Genomic DNA, 16,771 nt, shown 5'->3' with positions numbered 1-16,771 from the left:
GTAATGCACTCATTTGTATCTGCTTTTGTCTATTCCAAGCGATAAGCCAGGCTTTGCCCGAGCCTTGGTTGCCTGTGCGCAGTGAATACCCAATAATCGCGTGATTGAGAATTGCTAGCATCGGCCAATGACTCCTGTATCTACTTCCGCGTCCAACATCCTTGCCATCGAGGACGATCCGGTCCTTGGCGCCTACCTGCGTGAGGAGCTGCAGCGCGGCGGCTTCAAGGTCACCTGGTGCCAGAATGGCAGCGATGGCCTGCAGGTTGCCCAGCGCGGCAGCTTTGACGTGGTGTTGATGGACATCCTGCTACCCGGCCTCAACGGCCTGGATGTGCTGGCGCAGCTGCGGCAGAACAGTTCGACACCGGTGATTCTGATGTCCGCCCTGGGGGCCGAAGCTGACCGCATCACCGGCTTCCAGCGCGGTGCCGATGATTACCTGCCCAAACCCTTCAGCATGGTCGAGCTGCAGGTACGTATCGAGGCGATCCTGCGCCGCGTGGCGCTGGAGCGACGCCATCACCAACCGGCACAGGTACAGGCCGGGAAATTGCACTTCGATGAAACGACCAGTGATGTCTGTTACGGCAAGCAATGGGCGGGGCTGACCCTCAGCGAATACCGCCTGCTCGATACCCTGCACCGCAGCGATGAGGAGGTACTGAGCAAAGCCTTCCTTTACCAGCACGTGTTGCAGCGCGGCTATGCCCGCCATGATCGCAGCCTGGACATGCATGTCAGCCAGATTCGCCGCAAGCTCAAGGCCATCGGTTATCTCGAGCGCGAAGTGCGGACGGTATGGGGCAAGGGGTATGTGCTCAGTGGCGCAGAGGTGCACTGAAGTGCCCAACCGTCATTCATTGTTCTGGAAACTGGCGATCTTGCTGGTCGGCTTCTGCCTGCTGATGATCGGCCTGAGCTGGACCTGGGGCCGGCATATGGAAACCCAGAACGCGTTCCTCTCGGACCAGGCCAAAGGCACGTTGCAAGGCTATGCCAGTGAAGCCGAGCAGGCCTGGGCGCGTGGAGGGCAGGCCGGTATCGACGCCTGGCTGGCGGCAGTCCGCGACAAGGAGTCCGGCTGGGTCGGGGTGATCGGCCCGGACCTGCAGTCCCTGAGCAGCACGCCGCTCAACGAGGTTGAAAACCGGCGCCTGACCTTTCTGCGCGGTATCGACTGGCCGGTGAGCCCGCGGTCGATCGGCATGCCATGGATGCGCCTGCCGTTTACCGAGCAGCCGCACCTGGGCACCCTGGTCATGGAACTGCCGCAACGTCTGGCGCCGGGGCAGTACCGGGTGCTGTGGCGGGTAGTCACCAACGGCATCATCCCCGGGCTGTTCACCTTGCTGCTGTGCGTTGGCCTCTACCGCATGCTGATTGTGCCGCTGATCCAGTTGCGTGAGCAGGCCAATGCCTGGCGTGCCGACCAGCTCTCGGCACGGGTGGCCAGCAGCACCACCAGCCGGCAGGACGAGCTGGGTGAACTGGGCCGCGCTTTCGATGACATGGCCGAGCGCCTGCAGGGCACGGTCGCCCTGCAGCAACAACTGTTGCGTGACCTCTCCCATGAGTTGCGCACACCGTTGAGCCGTTTGCGCGTGGCCTGTGACAGCGAAGCCGATGCGCAGCACCTGCGCGAGCGCCTGGGGCGGGAGATCGACTGCATGCAGCGGCTGGTCGAAGATACGCTGCAACTGGCCTGGCTGGACACCGAGCGTGCGCCGCTGAGCAAGGAGCCCATCCAGGTCCAGGCCTTGTGGGACATGCTGGCCGAAGATGCCTGCTATGAAAGTGGCTGGCCCGCCGCGCAACTGCATTGTGCGCTGGAGGCCTCGTGCTGGGTGCAGGGTAACCTCAACAGCCTGGCCCAGGCGCTGGAGAACATCTTGCGCAACGCCATTCGGCATTCCCCCGCCGGGAGCGTTATCCGCCTGGACGGGCGGCGTCAGGGCGATCACTGGTTGATCTGGCTGCAAGACCAGGGCGGTGGGGTGGCGCAAAGCGAGCTTGAGCGCATTTTCGCGCCCTTTACCCGCCTGGACGGTTCGCGGCCCGGCGATGGCGGCTTCGGGCTGGGCCTGAGCATTGCCCGCAATGCCATCGTCCGCCAGGGCGGGCGATTGTGGGCGCAAAACACTGGCCAGGGCCTGCGGCTGAACATGCAACTGCCGGCGGTGTGATCCCGGGGCCGCTTCGCGGCCCATCGCCGGCAAGTCCGGCTCCCACAGGTACTAGGTGCATGCAAATCCACTGTGGGAGCTGGCTTGCCAGTGATAGGGCCATAAACTCTTGCTTATAGCTTGCAGCTATAACCCCAACACATTGCGTGATATGGGCAAATCCCGTTTGCCGGTATGATAGGCGCCCCCGCAGTCTGGATTGCGAATACGCCATGACCTTGCAGTACCCAACCATCGCCGATTGCGTCGGCAACACGCCTCTGGTCCGCCTGCAGCGCATTGCCGGCGACACCAGCAATACCCTCCTGCTCAAGCTCGAAGGCAACAACCCGGCAGGCTCGGTCAAGGACCGGCCGGCGTTGTCGATGATCACCCGCGCCGAGCTGCGTGGGCAGATCAAGCCGGGCGATACCCTGATCGAAGCGACCTCGGGCAACACCGGCATCGCGCTGGCCATGGCGGCGGCGATCAAGGGTTACAAGATGATCCTGATCATGCCCGACAATTCCAGCGCCGAGCGCAAGGCGGCGATGACGGCCTATGGCGCCGAGCTGATCCTGGTCAGCAAGGAAGAGGGCATGGAAGGCGCCCGTGATCTTGCCGACCGTCTGCAGGCGGAAGGCCGTGGCCTGGTGCTCGACCAGTTTGGCAATGTCGACAACCCTGAAGCTCACTATGTGAGCACCGGCCCGGAAATCTGGCGCCAGACCCAGGGCACCATTACCCACTTCATCAGCTCCATGGGTACCACCGGCACCATCATGGGCTGCTCGCGCTACCTCAAGGAGCAGAACCCGGCGGTGCAGATCATCGGTCTGCAACCGATGGAGGGCTCGGCCATCCCAGGCATCCGTCGCTGGCCGCAGGAATACCTGCCGAAAATCTACCAGTCCGAGCGCGTTGACCGCGTGGTCGACATGACCCAGAGCGAAGCCGAAGAAACCACCCGCAGGCTGGCCCGAGAAGAGGGCATTTTCTGTGGCGTGTCCTCCGGTGGTGCAGTGGCAGCCATGCTGCGCTTGTCCCGCGAGCTGGAAAACGCCGTGATGGTGGCGATCATTTGCGACCGTGGCGACCGTTATCTGTCGACCGGCATTTTCGATTCAGTGAACTGATGTCCAAGAACAAACGTAACAGCGGCCTGCGCTTTCAGCCGGCCGGTGGCACCCGCGCGCCACAGATCCCTACCGGTAAAAAACAGCGCCTGAGCATCGAGCGCCTGGCCGGTGATGGCCGCGGTATTGCCTTTCTCGACGGCCGCACCTGGTTCGTCAGTGGCGCCCTGGCCGAGGAAGAGGTCGAAGCGCGGGTGCTCAATACCCACGGCAAGGTGGTCGAGGCCCGTCTGGAGCGGGTGTTCATTGCCAGCCCGGCGCGCCGCGAGGCCCCGTGCAAGTACTTCGACCGCTGTGGTGGCTGCAACCTGCAGCATCTGCCCCATGCCGATCAACTGGCGCTCAAGCAGCGCCTGCTGGCCGAGCAGTTGCAGCGGGTCGCGGGCGTGCAACCCGAGCACTGGGCAGCGCCGCTGACCGGGCCGGAGTTCGGCTACCGGCGTCGGGCGCGGGTTGCCGTGCGTTGGGACAACAAGGCGAAAAATCTCGAAGTGGGTTTTCGCGCCGAAGCCAGTCAGGACATCGTCGCCATCGACGATTGCCCGGTGCTGGTACAACCCTTGCAGTCGATCATGCGCCACCTGCCGACGCTGTTGCGTAGCCTGAGCAAGCCGCAGGTGGTTGGCCACGTCGAGCTGTTCAGCGGTACCGCGCTGGCGCTGCTGTTGCGTCATACCGGGCCATTGGGCGAGGGTGACTTGGCGCGCCTGCAGGCGTTCTGCGTCGAGGCGGGTGTACAACTGTGGTTGCAAGGCGAAGGTGAACCTTCGCCAGTGGATGCCGGTCAGAGTCTTGGTTTTTACCTTGAACCCTGGAACCTTGAGCTTGCCTACCGGCCCGGCGATTTCGTCCAGGTCAACGCCCAGGTCAACACCGCGATGATCGAGCAGGCCCTGGCCTGGTTGGCGCCGCAGGCGGATGAACGCGTGCTTGACCTGTTCTGTGGGCTGGGCAACTTCGCTCTGCCGCTGGCCCGGCAGGCGCGGGAAGTGGTGGCGGTGGAAGGGGTACAGGCAATGGTCGAGCGGGCGGCAGCCAATGCTCGTAGCAACAATTTGCATAACACGCAGTTTTTTCAGGCCGATTTATCGCAGCCTTTGGTGGCGTCGGGCTGGGCCGCAGGAGGCTTTTCTGCGGTACTCTTGGACCCACCGCGCGACGGCGCTTATGAGGTGGTGCGAAAAATCGCAGACCTTGGGGCGAAACGTCTTGTTTATGTATCGTGCAACCCGGCGACCCTGGCCCGCGACACCGTCGAACTGGTCAGGCAGGGTTACCGGTTAAAATGTGCCGGGATTCTCGACATGTTTCCTCAGACGGCGCATGTCGAAGCCATGGCGTTATTCGAAGCGGGTTAGCCAGGCTGACGCGTTCGGCGCTGCACCTTGGGTCCGGCAGGGGCAGCACCAGTGATTTCAAGCGCATCGCGAATGCGCTGTAGGAAAAGTTAAACAAAGATGGTACAGGTGAGAGTGCACCAGCCGGTCAATACCGACGGCAGTATCAATCTCGAAGCATGGCTGGATCATGTGGTGAGCGTCGACCTGGCGCTGGACCGGGAGGCCCTCAAGGCCGCCTGCGAGTTCGCCCAGGACGTCGAGAAGAAGGGCAACCCGGCCAAGCATTCCTGGGCCGATGGTACGTCGAGTTTTCAGGCCGGCCTGGAAATCGCCGAAATCCTCGCCGACCTCAAGCTCGACCAGGACTCGCTGGTTGCCGCGGTCATCTACCGCGCCGTGCGCGAAGGCAAGGTAACCCTGGCTGAAGTCGGCCAGCGCTTTGGCCCGGTGGTCTCCAAACTGATCGACGGTGTGCTGCGCATGGCCGCCATCAGTGCCAGCCTCAGCCCGCGCCAGTCGCTGGTGCTGGGCTCCCAGGCGCAGGTCGAGAACTTGCGCAAGATGCTCGTGGCCATGGTCGACGATGTCCGTGTGGCATTGATCAAGCTGGCCGAACGTACCTGCGCGATCCGCGCGGTCAAGGGCGCCGACGACGAGAAGCGCAACCGCGTCGCCCGCGAAGTGTTCGATATCTATGCGCCGCTGGCCCATCGCCTGGGTATCGGTCATATCAAGTGGGAGCTGGAAGACCTGTCCTTCCGCTACCTCGAACCCGACCAGTACAAGCAGATTGCCAAGCTTTTGCATGAACGCCGGCTGGACCGCGAGCGCTTTATCAGCGACGTGATGAGCCAACTGCAGAACGAGCTGCTGGCCACCGGCGTCAATGCCGATATCAGCGGCCGGGCCAAGCATATCTATTCGATCTGGCGCAAAATGCAGCGCAAGGGCCTGGAATTCAGCCAGATCTACGACGTGCGCGCGGTGCGCGTGCTGGTCCCGGAAATGCGCGACTGCTACACCGCGCTGGGCATCGTCCACACCCTCTGGCGGCACATCCCCAAAGAGTTCGACGACTACATCGCCAACCCCAAGGAGAACGGCTACCGCTCGTTGCACACGGCGGTGATCGGCCCTGAGGGCAAGGTGCTCGAGGTGCAGATCCGTACCCATGCCATGCACGAAGAGGCCGAGCTCGGCGTCTGCGCGCACTGGCGTTACAAGGGCACCGACGTCAAATCCAGCTCCAACCACTACGAGGAGAAAATCTCCTGGTTGCGTCAGGTGCTGGAATGGCACGAAGAACTGGGGGACATCGGCGGCCTGGCCGAACAGTTGCGCGTCGATATCGAGCCGGACCGGGTCTACGTGTTCACCCCGGATGGCCACGCCATCGACCTGCCCAAGGGCGCCACGCCGCTGGACTTCGCCTACCGGGTGCACACCGAGATCGGCCATAACTGCCGCGGGGCGAAGATCAACGGCCGTATCGTGCCGCTCAACTACAGCTTGCAGACCGGTGAGCAGGTCGAGATCATCACCAGCAAGCACGGTAACCCCAGCCGCGACTGGCTGAACTCGAACCTGGGCTATGTCACCACCTCGCGGGCGCGGGCGAAGATCGTCCACTGGTTCAAGTTGCAGGCCCGCGACCAGAACGTCGCCGCCGGCAAGACCCTGCTCGAGCGCGAACTCAACCGCCTGGGCCTGCCGCAGGTCGACTTCGAGCGCCTGGCGGAAAAAGCCAACCTGCGCACCGCCGAGGACATGTTTGCCTCGCTGGGCGCCGGTGACTTGCGCCTGGCGCACCTGGTCAACGCCGCCCAGCAACTGGTGGAGCCGGAGCGCAGCGACCATGTCGAGCTGGTGCCACGCAAGGCCACCGGCTATAAGCCGGGCAAGCGTGGCGACATCCAGATCCAGGGTGTCGGCAACCTGCTGACGCAGATGGCCGGTTGCTGCCAGCCGTTGCCGGGCGATGCGATCGTCGGCTACATCACCCAGGGCCGCGGCGTCACCATCCACCGCCAGGATTGCGCCTCGGTGCTGCAACTGGCCGGACGCGAGCCGGAGCGGATCATTCAGGTCAGCTGGGGGCCGGTGCCGGTGCAGACCTATCCGGTGGATATCATCATCCGTGCCTACGATCGTCCGGGCTTGTTGCGTGACGTTTCCCAGGTCCTGCTCAACGAGCGGATCAACGTGCTGGCGGTCAACACCCGCTCGAACAAGGAAGACAACACCGCATTGATGTCGCTGACCATCGAGATCCCTGGCCTGGATGCCCTCGGGCGCTTGCTGGGGCGGATCTCGCAGCTGCCGAACATCATCGAGACGCGGCGTAACCGTACGCCGTAAGACTGCTATCGCGGGTCAAGCCCGCTCCCACAGCATCCTCTGTGGGAGCGGGCTTGACCCGCGATAAGGAACCCAAGATGTATACCCTAGACGACCTGCTCCACCTCATGGCCCGCCTGCGCGACCCGCAGCACGGCTGCCCCTGGGATCTCAAGCAGACTTACGCGACCATCGTCCCCTACACCCTCGAAGAAGCCTACGAAGTGGCCGACGCCATCGAACGCAGCGACTTCGAGCACCTGCAGGGAGAACTCGGCGACCTGTTGTTCCAGGTGGTCTACTACAGCCAGCTGGCACGGGAAGAGGGCCGCTTCGAATTCGACGGCGTGGTCGACAGCATTACCCGCAAGCTGATCCGCCGTCACCCGCACGTGTTCCCTAACGGTGAGCTCTACGCCGCGCTCGACACGCCCAAGCTCGACGACACCCAGGTCAAGCAGCGCTGGGAAGAAATCAAGGCCCAGGAGCGCGCCGAGAAGGGCGAGCCCGAGCAGTTGTCGTTGCTCGATGATGTGCCGGCAGCCTTGCCGGCGTTGTCGCGGGCGGCCAAACTGCAAAAGCGCGCGGCCCAGGTCGGTTTCGACTGGCCGGATGCCTTGCCGGTGCTCGACAAGGTCCGTGAAGAGCTCGATGAAGTGCTCCAGGCCATGGCCGACGACGACAGCGTGGCCCTCGCCGATGAGCTCGGTGACCTGTTGTTCGCAGCAGTGAATCTGGCCCGGCACCTTAAGGTCGACCCGGAAAACGCCCTGCGCGGGGCCAACAAAAAGTTTGAACGACGTTTCCGTTTTATCGAACAGGCATTGCGCGACATAGGCCGTCCGATCGAAGATTGCACCCTCGAAGACATGGACGCGCTCTGGGGCGAAGCCAAACGTCAGGAAAAGAACCTGCCCAGCTGCGGCTGAGCTGTTGCATAAGTGAGTGAACGATGAGCCTTTCCCTTCGCGACCAATTGCTCAAGGCCGGTCTGGTCAACCAGAAACAGGTCAAGCAGGTCAGTAAAGAACAGAAGAAACAAAAGCGCCTGGAGCACAAAGGCCAGGTCGAAGTCGACGATACCCAGCAGCGGCTGGCCAAGGAAGCCATGGCCGAGAAAGCCAAGCGCGACCAGGAGCTCAACCGCCAGCAGCAGGAGAAGGCCGAGCAGAAGGCCCGCGCCGCCCAGGTCAAGCAATTGATCGAGGTCTCGCGCCTGCCCAAGCTGACCACCGAGGACTACTACAACTTCGTCGACGACAAGAAGGTCAAGCGCCTGTCGGTCAACGCGCTGATGCGCAGCAAGCTGAGCAGCGGCTCACTGGCCATCGTTGCCCATGCTGGCGGTTATGAAGTGATCCCCCGTGAGGCGGCGCTGAAGATCCAGGAGCGCGACCCACAGCGTATCGTCCTGCTCAACACCCAGGTTGAAGAGCCGGATGCCGACGATCCGTACGCGGCCTACGTGATCCCTGACGATCTGATGTGGTAATAACGACAAACCCCGCTTCGGCGGGGTTTGTTTTTTTGCATGGGGTTATTGCTGTTGCCGTCTGGTCTCGAGGTATTCCAGCTCGATGCGGTAGCTGTGGGCCTCGTGCTCGTTGTGGAACATGCCGACCAGCTCGCCCTGCTGATGCACATCCCAGATGCGCACGCCTGCAGCCAGGCCTTCGTGAGACATTTTGCTTTCGTCGCGCTCAGTTACTTTGACAGTCATCTGCAAACTCCACTTTCAGTTAACTGCGGCACCGTGTCGCAGGACTCTTTTATAGAATTTGTTAGCAGGCTAAGTAAATGACTGGCGCATGAAACATCTTTCACGTAGGCGCGGGCTCTTGGGGCTGACTGGCCAAGGGCAATAAAAAACCCCGCACCAGGCGGGGTTTCGGTTGCTACCAGCAATCAGGGCTATCAGTTGCCCTTGACCGCCTTGCCATCGACCGTACCGTCCTGCAGCACGATCACGTACTCCTTGCCGTCCGTTTCGACCTGACGCAGTTGTACCAGCAGGTAGTCCCAGTCCTTGGCGAACCACAGTTCGGTGATGCGCTTGCTCTGGCTCGGGTCGCGCACGCGCTCGACCTTGATGGCTTCGACCTGGCCGGTCTTGGTGGTGACCTTTTCCGTACCCAGGACACGGAAGTCGTAGGTATCGATCTCGTCGCCATCGACCACCTGGTAGCTCACGCTCTTCTTGCCCGCTGCCACGTCGTGCTGCAGGGCCAGTTGATAGGTGGACTTGTCCAGCACGCCGCGGTTGAGCGGCAGGTTGATCGCGTCGCCGCGGTCAGTGCCGGTGATCTTCTTGCTGTTCCAGTCGAAATCCAGATCGACCTTCTTGGCCTTGCCCAGGCCGCCACGTTCGAAGTGGTAGGTCTGAGGCAGCAGGGTGTCCTTGTCCAGGCGCAGGGTACTTTGCTCAGTCAGGCTGGCGATCATCATCGACGCCTTGAAATTGAGGTTCCAGGTACCGTTGGCGTTCTTTTCCAGGCTGCGCTCGGCAGTGCCGCTCATGGGCAGCTGCTTCCAGTCGGCGGTGTAGCTGGCCGAGAACGGCTTCAGATCGGCTGCCTGCAGCGGCAAGGCGAGCACGGCGAGAGCGAAGAGCAGGGCACGACGCATAATTTCTCCTAGGGTCGAATCAAGTGGCCGCTGGCCGCCAGAGGCTGGCCATCCAGTAGAGCACCGTGTTCGCCCAGGCGCAAACGGCCCTCGGCAAACCAGCGCACCGCCAGCGGATAGATCAGGTGTTCCTGGCTGTGAACCCGCTGTGCCAGACGTTCTGGCGTGTCATCCAACTCTACCGGTATTACTGCCTGTACGACCAGCGGCCCGCCATCGAGTTCCTCGGTGACGAAGTGCACGCTGCAGCCATGCTCGGCATCGCCGGCCTCGAGCGCCCGTTGATGGGTGTGCAGGCCTTTGTATTTGGGCAGCAGGGAAGGGTGGATGTTCAGCAGGCGGCCCTGGTAGTGACGGACGAAACCGGCACTGAGGATGCGCATGAAGCCGGCCAGTACCACCAGCTGCGGCTGGTAGCCATCGATCAGCTCGACCAGCGCCGTGTCGAACGCCTCGCGGCCGTCAAAGGCCTTGTGGTCGAGCACGGCGGTGGCGATGCCGGCGTCTTTGGCGCGCTGCAGGCCATAGGCGTCGGCGCGGTTGGAGATGACCGCGCAGATCCGCACCGGGCTGTCGCCGGTGCGGGTGTTGTCGATCAACGCTTGCAGGTTGCTGCCGGTGCCGGACAACAGCACCACGACATCACAGGTCGTGCTCGGCATCAGTGCGCCTTGACGTTCTTCAGCTCGACCTGGGCAGCGCCTTCGGCGGCTACGCCGATCTGGCCGATCACCCATGGCTGCTCGCCGGCTTCACGCAGGACGTTCAGGGCGTTGTCGACCTGGTCCTGGGCAACGCAGATGACCATGCCGACGCCGCAGTTCAGCACGCGGTGCATTTCGTGCTCGTCGACGTTGCCTTGCTGCTGCAGCCAGTTGAATACCGCCGGGCGTTCCCAGCTGGCCACGTCAACCACGGCCTGGGCGCCTTTTGGCAGCACCCGCGGAATGTTGTCGAGCAGACCGCCACCAGTGATGTGGGCCATGGCCTTGACCGCACCGGTGTCCTTGATCAGCTTGAGCAGCGGCTTGACGTAGATGCGGGTCGGGGCCATCAGCAGTTCGGTCAGCGGTTTGCCGTCGAGCTGTACGGTTTCGATATCGGCGCCGGAGACTTCGATGATCTTGCGGATCAGCGAGTAGCCGTTGGAGTGCGGGCCGGACGATGGCAGGGCGATCAGGGCGTCGCCGGTGGCAACCTTGGAGCCGTCGATGATTTCGGCTTTTTCCACCACGCCGACGCAGAAACCGGCCAGGTCGTAGTCTTCGCCTTCGTACATGCCTGGCATTTCAGCGGTTTCACCGCCGACCAGGGAGCAGCCAGCCAGTTCGCAGCCAGCGCCGATACCGGTAACCACGGTGGCGGCAACGTCGACATTCAATTTGCCGGTGGCGTAGTAGTCGAGGAAGAACAGCGGCTCGGCACCACAGACCACCAGGTCGTTGACGCACATCGCGACCAGGTCCTGGCCGATGCTGTCGTGCTTGTTCAGGTTCAGCGCCAGACGCAGCTTGGTGCCGACGCCGTCGGTACCGGAGACCAGAACCGGCTGCTTGTAGCCGGCCGGGATTTCGCAGAGGGCGCCAAAACCGCCCAGGCCGCCCATGACTTCCGGGCGCGCCGTGCGCTTGGCAACGCCTTTGATGCGTTCGACCAATGCTTCACCGGCGTCGATGTCTACACCGGCGTCCTTGTAGCTCAGGGAGGGTTGCTTGCTCATGATCCAGGCCTTTAGGGGGAGGGATTCGGGGGAATCGACCGTGACCTGCCAGGCAAGGCGGAGGGAAATCCGGCTGCCCGACCGTCGCCGGTCTGCGAAGGCGCGCGATTTTATCAGGGTTGCCCGGTAGCGGCCATCCTCAGGCCGACGGGCAGAGCTATTATCTGGCTAAAAATACGCTTTAACAGTGCGCGACTGGTTGCCACGGCGCAGGCTGTATAAGGTATAGCAAAGGCGATGGGCACAATTTAGTGCTCGCGGTTGAATGATTTGCCGGGGGCTGCGGTCTGAGCTGCATCCGTTTGTTGAGCCCACGCTTCTTTATTTTCAGGACAGGAATCCTTCATGCGTTTGCGTAATTACCTGGCCGCCAGCTGTCTGGCCCTGTTCGGCCTCTCGGCTCAGGCCGAAACCCTCTCCGGCCTGTACCAGGTCCGCGAACCGGTCAGCGGTCAGGGCGCCGAGGCCCGTACCCAGGCCACCGAAAAAGCCCTCGAGACCCTGGTGTTGCGCCTGACCGGCGATGCCAAGGCGGCGCAAAGCCCGGGCCTGGCGGCACTGCGTAAAGATCCGCAACAAATCATCAGTCAGTTCGGTTTCGAGGCCGGTCCGCCGGAAACCGTGCTGGTCGACTTCGACCCGGGCAGTACCGAGCGCGCCTTGCGCCAGGCTGGCTTGGCCCTGTGGGGGAACAACCGGCCATCGATCCTCGGTTGGTGGTTGAACGACAGCGCCGAAGGCTCGAGCCTGGTTGGCGACGGCCAGGGCAGTGCCGAACCGCTGCGTCGTGCCGCCCAGCATCGCGGCTTGCCGCTGCGCTTGCCACTGGCCGATTTGCAGGAACAACTGGTGGCCACCGGCAAGAACCTTGAAGGCACAGACCCGGCGCCGCTGCGTGAGGCTTCCGAGCGTTATGGCGCCGATGCCTTGCTGGCGGTGCACGCCAGCGAAGCCGATGGCAAATGGCAGGGTAAATGGCGCCTGTGGTTGGGGGAGCAACGCGAGCAGGGCACTGCCGAAGGCGCTGATCAGGCTGCCCTGGCCGATGCGGTGATGCTTGCGGTCAGTAGCCGCCTGGCTCCGCGTTTTGTGGCCCGTCCAGGCGCCAGCAGCGAGATGCAGGTGCAGGTCCAGGGCATGACCCTGGAGCGCTATGCCGAACTGGGGCGGGTGCTCGAGCCCTACGGTGCACGCCTGAAGGCCGTGCAGGGCGATACCCTGACCTACCAGGTCACTGGCAACAGCGATCAGCTGCGCGCGCAACTGGGCCTGGCCAAATTGCAGGAACTGCCGCCCGAAGCGCCAGCGACACCTGCCGCCGTCGATCCGGCCCACCCCGGGGCAACCCAGGCTGCGGCTGCGCAAGCCTTCAACGGGTTGCGTTTCCGTTGGTAAACCCTGACCTGGCCGGGAGCCGTTCATGACTGATACACGCCGCTGGGTATGGGTAGGCGGGGCGCTGCTGTGCGCGGCCTTGCTCTATTGGCTGCACCCGATTCTTTCGCCGTTTCTGGTCGGCATCCTGCTGGCCTACCTGGCCGACCCGCTGGTCGATCGCCTGGAGCGCGCCGGCCTGTCGCGCACCTGGGGCGTGGTGGTGGTCTTTGCCCTGTTCACCCTGCTGTTGACCGTGTTGCTACTGGTGCTGGTGCCGATGCTGGCCAAGCAACTGGTGCGCCTGTACGAGCTGGCGCCGCAGATGCTCGACTGGCTGCAGCATGTGGCCTTGCCCTGGGTGCAGGCGCGCCTGGGCCTGGCCGACGGTTTCTGGAAGTTCGACAAGATCAAGGCCGCCATCAGCGAGCACATGGGCCAGACCACCGACATCGTCGGGATCATCCTGTCCCAGGCCACGGCTTCGGGCCTGGCCCTGATCGGTTGGCTGGCCAACCTGGTGCTGATTCCGGTGGTGAGCTTCTACCTGTTGCGCGATTGGGACCTGATGATGGCCAAGATCCGCAGCCTGCTGCCGCGTCAGCGCGAGGAGCGGGCGGTGGCGCTTGCCGGTGAATGTCACGAGGTGCTCGGCGCCTTCGTCCGTGGCCAGCTGTTGGTGATGCTGGCCCTGGGGATCATCTATGCCTCGGGGTTGATGCTGGTGGGCCTGGAGCTTGGCCTGTTGATCGGTCTGCTGGCGGGCCTGGCGGCGATCGTGCCGTACATGGGCTTCATCATCGGTATCAGCGCGGCGATGATCGCCGGGCTGTTCCAGTTCGGTGGCGCCCCCTATCCATTGCTTGGTATCGCTGCCGTGTTCATGGTCGGCCAGGCGCTCGAAGGCATGGTGCTGACGCCGCTGCTGGTGGGTGACCGTATCGGCTTGCACCCGGTGGCGGTGATTTTCGCGATTCTCGCCGGTGGCGAAATGTTCGGCTTTACCGGGGTGCTGCTGGCCCTGCCGGTGGCGGCGGTGATCATGGTGCTGCTGCGCCATGTGCATGACCTGTATAAAGAGTCGGATATTTACGCCGGCGAAATCGACCCGGATCTCTAGCTTGATAGCACCTGGCTTGTATTGGCGCTTGTACGCTTATGCAAGCCTTTGATTTTACTTGTGGTCTGCGCCGATTGTGCGACCGGCGCCACGGGTATAAACTTTGCAGACTTTTCACAAAAGGCCCCTTGCGGTTCCCCGGAACTGCCCAGCCAGCATGAAACCGATCCAGTTGCCCCTGGGTGTGCGTCTGCGTGATGACGCCACCTTCATCAACTACTATCCGGGTGCCAACGCCGCCGCTTTGGGCTACGTCGAGCGACTCTGCGAAGCCGACGCCGGCTGGACCGAAAGCCTGATCTACCTGTGGGGCAAGCAAGGTGTAGGCCGTACCCACCTGCTGCAGGCTGCCTGCCTGCGCTTCGAGCAACTGGGGGAGCCGGCGGTCTACCTGCCCCTGGCGCAATTGCTCGACCGCGGCGTCGAACTGCTCGACAACCTCGAGCAGTACGAACTGGTTTGCCTCGACGACCTGCACGTGATTGCCGGCAAGCCGGAGTGGGAGGAGGCCATGTTCCACCTCTTCAACCGCCTGCGCGACAGTGGCCGGCGCCTGCTGCTGGCCGCCTCCAGCTCGCCCCGCGAACTGCCGATCAAACTGGCTGACCTGAAGTCGCGCCTGACCCTGGCACTGATCTTCCAGATGCGTGCGCTGTCGGATGAAGACAAGCTGCGCGCCCTGCAATTACGCGCTTCGCGCCGTGGCCTGCACCTGACCGACGAGGTCGGGCACTTCATTCTCACCCGTGGTACCCGCAGCATGAGTGCATTGTTCGACCTGCTCGAGCGCCTCGATCAGGCCTCGTTGCAGGCTCAGCGCAAGCTCACCATCCCGTTTTTGAAAGAAACGTTGGGCTGGTAAGGCAGGGGCTAGAGCCTCGGCACATAAAAGTCACATTTTTTTCGATTGAATTTGCAAATCGATGCGATAGAAGGCATAGTCTCGGCTTCTTTAAATTCCAGACACGGTCGTGCCCATGCTAAATCGCTTCGCACTCCTCGTGCCCCTCGCACTCGTGACCCTGCTTTTTGGCTGCGCGACCACCGGTCCCGTATCGCAGCAGCAGGTTCAGCAGCAACCGGTTTCCGCTCAGGTTTCGACCAAGTCCTCCGTCCAGGCGACGCTCGAGGAAGAGCTGGCCACCGAAGCAGAGCTGCAAGATTTCGCCAGCAGCAAGCCTTACCAGCTGCCAGCCCTGGCCGACAACATTCTCGAGCGCGGCATGTCGCTGATCGGTACCCGCTACCGTTTCGGTGGTACCTCCGAGAACACCGGCTTTGATTGCAGCGGCTTCATCGGCTACCTGTTCCGCGAAGAAGCCGGCCTCAACCTGCCGCGCTCCACCCGCGAAATGATCAACGTCAAGGCCCCGCTGGTTGCTCGCAACAACCTCAAGCCAGGCGACCTGCTGTTCTTCAGCACCAATGGTCGCGGGCGCGTCAGCCACGCCGGGATTTACCTCGGTGACGACCAGTTCATCCACTCCAGCAGCCGCCGCAGCGGTGGTGTGCGCATCGACAAGCTCGGTGATCGCTACTGGAGCAAGACCTTCATCGAAGCCAAGCGTGCACTGGCCATGGCTCCGGCCGCGACCACCATTTCGCGCAACTGATCCTTCGACAGGTTCGACCACGGCGACGCAGCTGAAAAGCTCGTCGCCGTGCGTGTTTACAGAAAGCGTCTAATCTAAACTCTCAACTCTTTTCGGCTCTGGCCGGAGCGGCTTCAGACAGGATGTTCTGACCATGGCGATGATGGCGCGCTTCGCGGTACTTTCCCTCGCGGCACTGCTTGGTGCCTGCTCAAGCCATGCCCCGGCCCCGCGTAAAGTGGTCGAGCCTGCGGTGATGGCGCCGCAAGTGTACTTCTCCCCGGTTGCCGAAGACGTGCTGTTCCGCGCCCTGGGCCTGGTCGGCACGCCTTACCGCTGGGGCGGCAATACCCCGGATTCGGGTTTCGATTGCAGTGGCCTGATTGGCTATGTGTATCGCGATGCCGCCGGTATCTCGCTACCCCGTTCGACCCGCGAAATGATCGGCATCCGTGCGCCGAGCATCGAGCGCAACGAGCTGCAATCCGGTGACCTGGTGTTCTTCGCCACCAATGGTGGATCGCAAGTCAGCCATGCCGGTATCTATGTCGGCGAGGGGCGCTTCGTCCATGCCCCGGCCACCGGTGGAACGGTGCGCCTGGACTACCTGTCCAACAGTTACTGGCAAAAAACCTACCTGAACGCCAAGCGCGTCCTGCAGCCGGCACACCTGGCGCGTAACCCCTGACTTTCGCGAGGTAGACGATGACCGCTCAGACGCTCTACCTCGACGACCCGCTCTACCACTACCTGCAAAGCGTATCGCTGCGCGAATCGCCCTTGCTCGCCCGCTTGCGTGCCGAAACCCAGGCCTTGCCTGAAGCGCGCTGGCAGGTGGCGCCGGAGCAGGGCCAGTTGCTGGCGCTGCTGGTGCGCCTGATCGGCGCCCAGCGGATCATCGAGGTGGGCACGTTCACCGGCTACAGCGCCTTGTGCATGGCCCAGGCCATGGCGCATGGGCAGTTGCTCTGTTGCGACCTTGAAGGCAGCTATAACGCCGTGGCCTGGCGCTACTGGCAGGAGGCCGGAGTCGCTGAGCGCATTGAACTACGCCTGGCACCCGCCTTGCAAACCCTGGCGACACTGCCGTCAGAACGCTATGACCTGATCTTCATCGATGCCGATAAGGCCAATTACCCGCAGTACCTGGAAGAGTCCCTGCGCTTGCTGCGTACTGGCGGGCTGGTGCTGTTCGACAACACCTTGTGGAGCGGACGGGTGCTTGAGAAAAAGCCGGACAGCGAAGACACCCGGGCCATCCAGGCACTGAACCACAAGCTCAAGGATGACCCGCGGGTGGACCTGTCGATGCTGCCGATTGGCGATGGCTTGACCTTGTGCCGCAAGCGCTGAGAGGGCGCA

General features: G+C 62.8%; 17 protein-coding genes. 13 read left to right on the top strand and 4 right to left on the bottom strand.

The genetic code is table 11. From position 1 onward, the window contains the following. The first annotated feature begins 127 nt into the window (after positions 1-127). The 7 genes from UW3_RS0101480 to UW3_RS0101450 all read left to right on the top strand — a co-directional run bounded on the left by UW3_RS0101480 (position 128) and on the right by UW3_RS0101450 (position 8,470). Positions 128-844, top strand: a complete 717-nt coding sequence (locus UW3_RS0101480; protein ID WP_010220372.1) for a response regulator transcription factor — start codon at positions 128-130, stop codon at positions 842-844. After that, positions 816-2,186: a sensor histidine kinase gene (locus UW3_RS0101475; RefSeq protein WP_036995139.1), complete on the top strand. Its 1,371-nt coding sequence runs from the start codon at positions 816-818 to the stop codon at positions 2,184-2,186. Before UW3_RS0101480 ends, UW3_RS0101475 begins: the two co-directional genes overlap by 29 nt. A 212-nt stretch (positions 2,187-2,398) precedes the next feature. Then, the gene (gene cysM, locus UW3_RS0101470; protein ID WP_026001147.1) at positions 2,399-3,301 is read left to right on the top strand and encodes a cysteine synthase CysM; all 903 of its coding nucleotides are present in this window, start codon (positions 2,399-2,401) and stop codon (positions 3,299-3,301) included. Beyond that, complete coding sequence (gene rlmD, locus UW3_RS0101465; RefSeq protein WP_010220368.1) at positions 3,301-4,659, top strand: 23S rRNA (uracil(1939)-C(5))-methyltransferase RlmD; 1,359 nt, start codon at positions 3,301-3,303, stop codon at positions 4,657-4,659. Before cysM ends, rlmD begins: the two co-directional genes overlap by 1 nt. Before the next feature lie 99 nt (positions 4,660-4,758). Beyond that, complete coding sequence (gene relA, locus UW3_RS0101460; protein WP_010220367.1) at positions 4,759-6,999, top strand: GTP diphosphokinase; 2,241 nt, start codon at positions 4,759-4,761, stop codon at positions 6,997-6,999. A 77-nt stretch (positions 7,000-7,076) separates the two neighbouring features. Next, a complete protein-coding gene (mazG, locus tag UW3_RS0101455) occupies positions 7,077-7,907 on the top strand; it encodes a nucleoside triphosphate pyrophosphohydrolase (RefSeq protein WP_010220366.1) in 831 nt (276 codons plus the stop codon). Positions 7,908-7,930: 23 nt separating this feature from the next. Further along, on the top strand, positions 7,931-8,470 hold the full coding sequence (locus UW3_RS0101450; protein ID WP_010220365.1) for a DUF2058 domain-containing protein: 540 nt from the start codon (positions 7,931-7,933) through the stop codon (positions 8,468-8,470). A 45-nt stretch (positions 8,471-8,515) separates the two neighbouring features. Here UW3_RS0101450 and UW3_RS0101445 read toward each other — a convergent pair whose 3' ends face one another. The 4 genes from UW3_RS0101445 to purM form a co-directional block, all read right to left on the bottom strand. Beyond that, complete coding sequence (locus tag UW3_RS0101445; RefSeq protein WP_010220364.1) at positions 8,516-8,698, bottom strand: hypothetical protein; 183 nt, start codon at positions 8,696-8,698, stop codon at positions 8,516-8,518. 194 nt (positions 8,699-8,892) lie between these two features. After that, positions 8,893-9,603, bottom strand: a complete 711-nt coding sequence (locus tag UW3_RS0101440; RefSeq protein ID WP_010220363.1) for a DUF3108 domain-containing protein — start codon at positions 9,601-9,603, stop codon at positions 8,893-8,895. A gap of 8 nt (positions 9,604-9,611) precedes the next feature. Continuing rightward, entirely contained in the window at positions 9,612-10,265 is a 654-nt protein-coding gene (gene purN, locus UW3_RS0101435; RefSeq protein ID WP_010220362.1) for a phosphoribosylglycinamide formyltransferase, read from the bottom strand. Then, positions 10,265-11,323 carry a phosphoribosylformylglycinamidine cyclo-ligase gene (gene purM, locus UW3_RS0101430; protein ID WP_010220361.1) on the bottom strand — a complete coding sequence of 353 codons (1,059 nt, stop codon included), beginning with the start codon at positions 11,321-11,323 and terminating at the stop codon, positions 10,265-10,267. Before purM ends, purN begins: the two co-directional genes overlap by 1 nt. 345 nt (positions 11,324-11,668) lie before the next feature. Here purM and UW3_RS0101425 point away from each other — a divergent pair, with 345 nt between their 5' ends. The 6 genes from UW3_RS0101425 (at position 11,669) to UW3_RS0101400 (ending at position 16,762) form a co-directional block, all read left to right on the top strand. Continuing rightward, a complete protein-coding gene (locus tag UW3_RS0101425) occupies positions 11,669-12,718 on the top strand; it encodes a DUF2066 domain-containing protein (RefSeq protein WP_010220360.1) in 1,050 nt (349 codons plus the stop codon). 25 nt (positions 12,719-12,743) lie between these two features. After that, positions 12,744-13,817: an AI-2E family transporter gene (locus UW3_RS0101420; RefSeq protein ID WP_010220359.1), complete on the top strand. Its 1,074-nt coding sequence runs from the start codon at positions 12,744-12,746 to the stop codon at positions 13,815-13,817. Between the two features lie 157 nt (positions 13,818-13,974). After that, complete coding sequence (gene hda, locus UW3_RS0101415; protein WP_010220358.1) at positions 13,975-14,679, top strand: DnaA regulatory inactivator Hda; 705 nt, start codon at positions 13,975-13,977, stop codon at positions 14,677-14,679. Between the two features lie 115 nt (positions 14,680-14,794). Then, positions 14,795-15,430 (top strand): C40 family peptidase, encoded by a 636-nt coding sequence (locus UW3_RS0101410; protein ID WP_010220356.1) that lies wholly within the window; start codon positions 14,795-14,797, stop codon positions 15,428-15,430. Between the two features lie 133 nt (positions 15,431-15,563). Then, positions 15,564-16,097 (top strand): C40 family peptidase, encoded by a 534-nt coding sequence (locus tag UW3_RS0101405; RefSeq protein ID WP_010220355.1) that lies wholly within the window; start codon positions 15,564-15,566, stop codon positions 16,095-16,097. 17 nt (positions 16,098-16,114) lie between these two features. Then, the gene (locus UW3_RS0101400; protein ID WP_010220354.1) at positions 16,115-16,762 is read left to right on the top strand and encodes an O-methyltransferase; all 648 of its coding nucleotides are present in this window, start codon (positions 16,115-16,117) and stop codon (positions 16,760-16,762) included. Positions 16,763-16,771: the final 9 nt, after the last annotated feature.

This window comes from Pseudomonas donghuensis (assembly GCF_000259195.1).
Taxonomy (GTDB): domain Bacteria; phylum Pseudomonadota; class Gammaproteobacteria; order Pseudomonadales; family Pseudomonadaceae; genus Aquipseudomonas; species Aquipseudomonas donghuensis.
The sequence above is the reverse complement of the archived record's forward strand: the minus strand, read 5'-3'. Positions and strand labels throughout refer to the sequence as shown.

Bases quoted from the DNA above. Each gene is read 5' to 3' on its own strand.
- UW3_RS0101420 (WP_010220359.1), top strand. From the start codon at position 12,744: ATGACTGATACACGCCGCTGGGTATGGGTAGGCGGGGCGCTGCTGTGC.
- UW3_RS0101445 (WP_010220364.1), bottom strand. From the start codon at position 8,698: ATGACTGTCAAAGTAACTGAGCGCGACGAAAGCAAAATGTCTCACGAA.
- hda (WP_010220358.1), top strand. From the start codon at position 13,975: ATGAAACCGATCCAGTTGCCCCTGGGTGTGCGTCTGCGTGATGACGCC.
- purN (WP_010220362.1), bottom strand. From the start codon at position 10,265: ATGCCGAGCACGACCTGTGATGTCGTGGTGCTGTTGTCCGGCACCGGC.
- UW3_RS0101400 (WP_010220354.1), top strand. From the start codon at position 16,115: ATGACCGCTCAGACGCTCTACCTCGACGACCCGCTCTACCACTACCTG.
- UW3_RS0101405 (WP_010220355.1), top strand. From the start codon at position 15,564: ATGGCGATGATGGCGCGCTTCGCGGTACTTTCCCTCGCGGCACTGCTT.
- rlmD (WP_010220368.1), top strand. From the start codon at position 3,301: ATGTCCAAGAACAAACGTAACAGCGGCCTGCGCTTTCAGCCGGCCGGT.
- purM (WP_010220361.1), bottom strand. From the start codon at position 11,323: ATGAGCAAGCAACCCTCCCTGAGCTACAAGGACGCCGGTGTAGACATC.
- UW3_RS0101425 (WP_010220360.1), top strand. From the start codon at position 11,669: ATGCGTTTGCGTAATTACCTGGCCGCCAGCTGTCTGGCCCTGTTCGGC.
- UW3_RS0101480 (WP_010220372.1), top strand. From the start codon at position 128: ATGACTCCTGTATCTACTTCCGCGTCCAACATCCTTGCCATCGAGGAC.
- UW3_RS0101410 (WP_010220356.1), top strand. From the start codon at position 14,795: ATGCTAAATCGCTTCGCACTCCTCGTGCCCCTCGCACTCGTGACCCTG.
- UW3_RS0101475 (WP_036995139.1), top strand. From the start codon at position 816: ATGTGCTCAGTGGCGCAGAGGTGCACTGAAGTGCCCAACCGTCATTCA.
- mazG (WP_010220366.1), top strand. From the start codon at position 7,077: ATGTATACCCTAGACGACCTGCTCCACCTCATGGCCCGCCTGCGCGAC.
- UW3_RS0101450 (WP_010220365.1), top strand. From the start codon at position 7,931: ATGAGCCTTTCCCTTCGCGACCAATTGCTCAAGGCCGGTCTGGTCAAC.
- UW3_RS0101440 (WP_010220363.1), bottom strand. From the start codon at position 9,603: ATGCGTCGTGCCCTGCTCTTCGCTCTCGCCGTGCTCGCCTTGCCGCTG.
- cysM (WP_026001147.1), top strand. From the start codon at position 2,399: ATGACCTTGCAGTACCCAACCATCGCCGATTGCGTCGGCAACACGCCT.
- relA (WP_010220367.1), top strand. From the start codon at position 4,759: ATGGTACAGGTGAGAGTGCACCAGCCGGTCAATACCGACGGCAGTATC.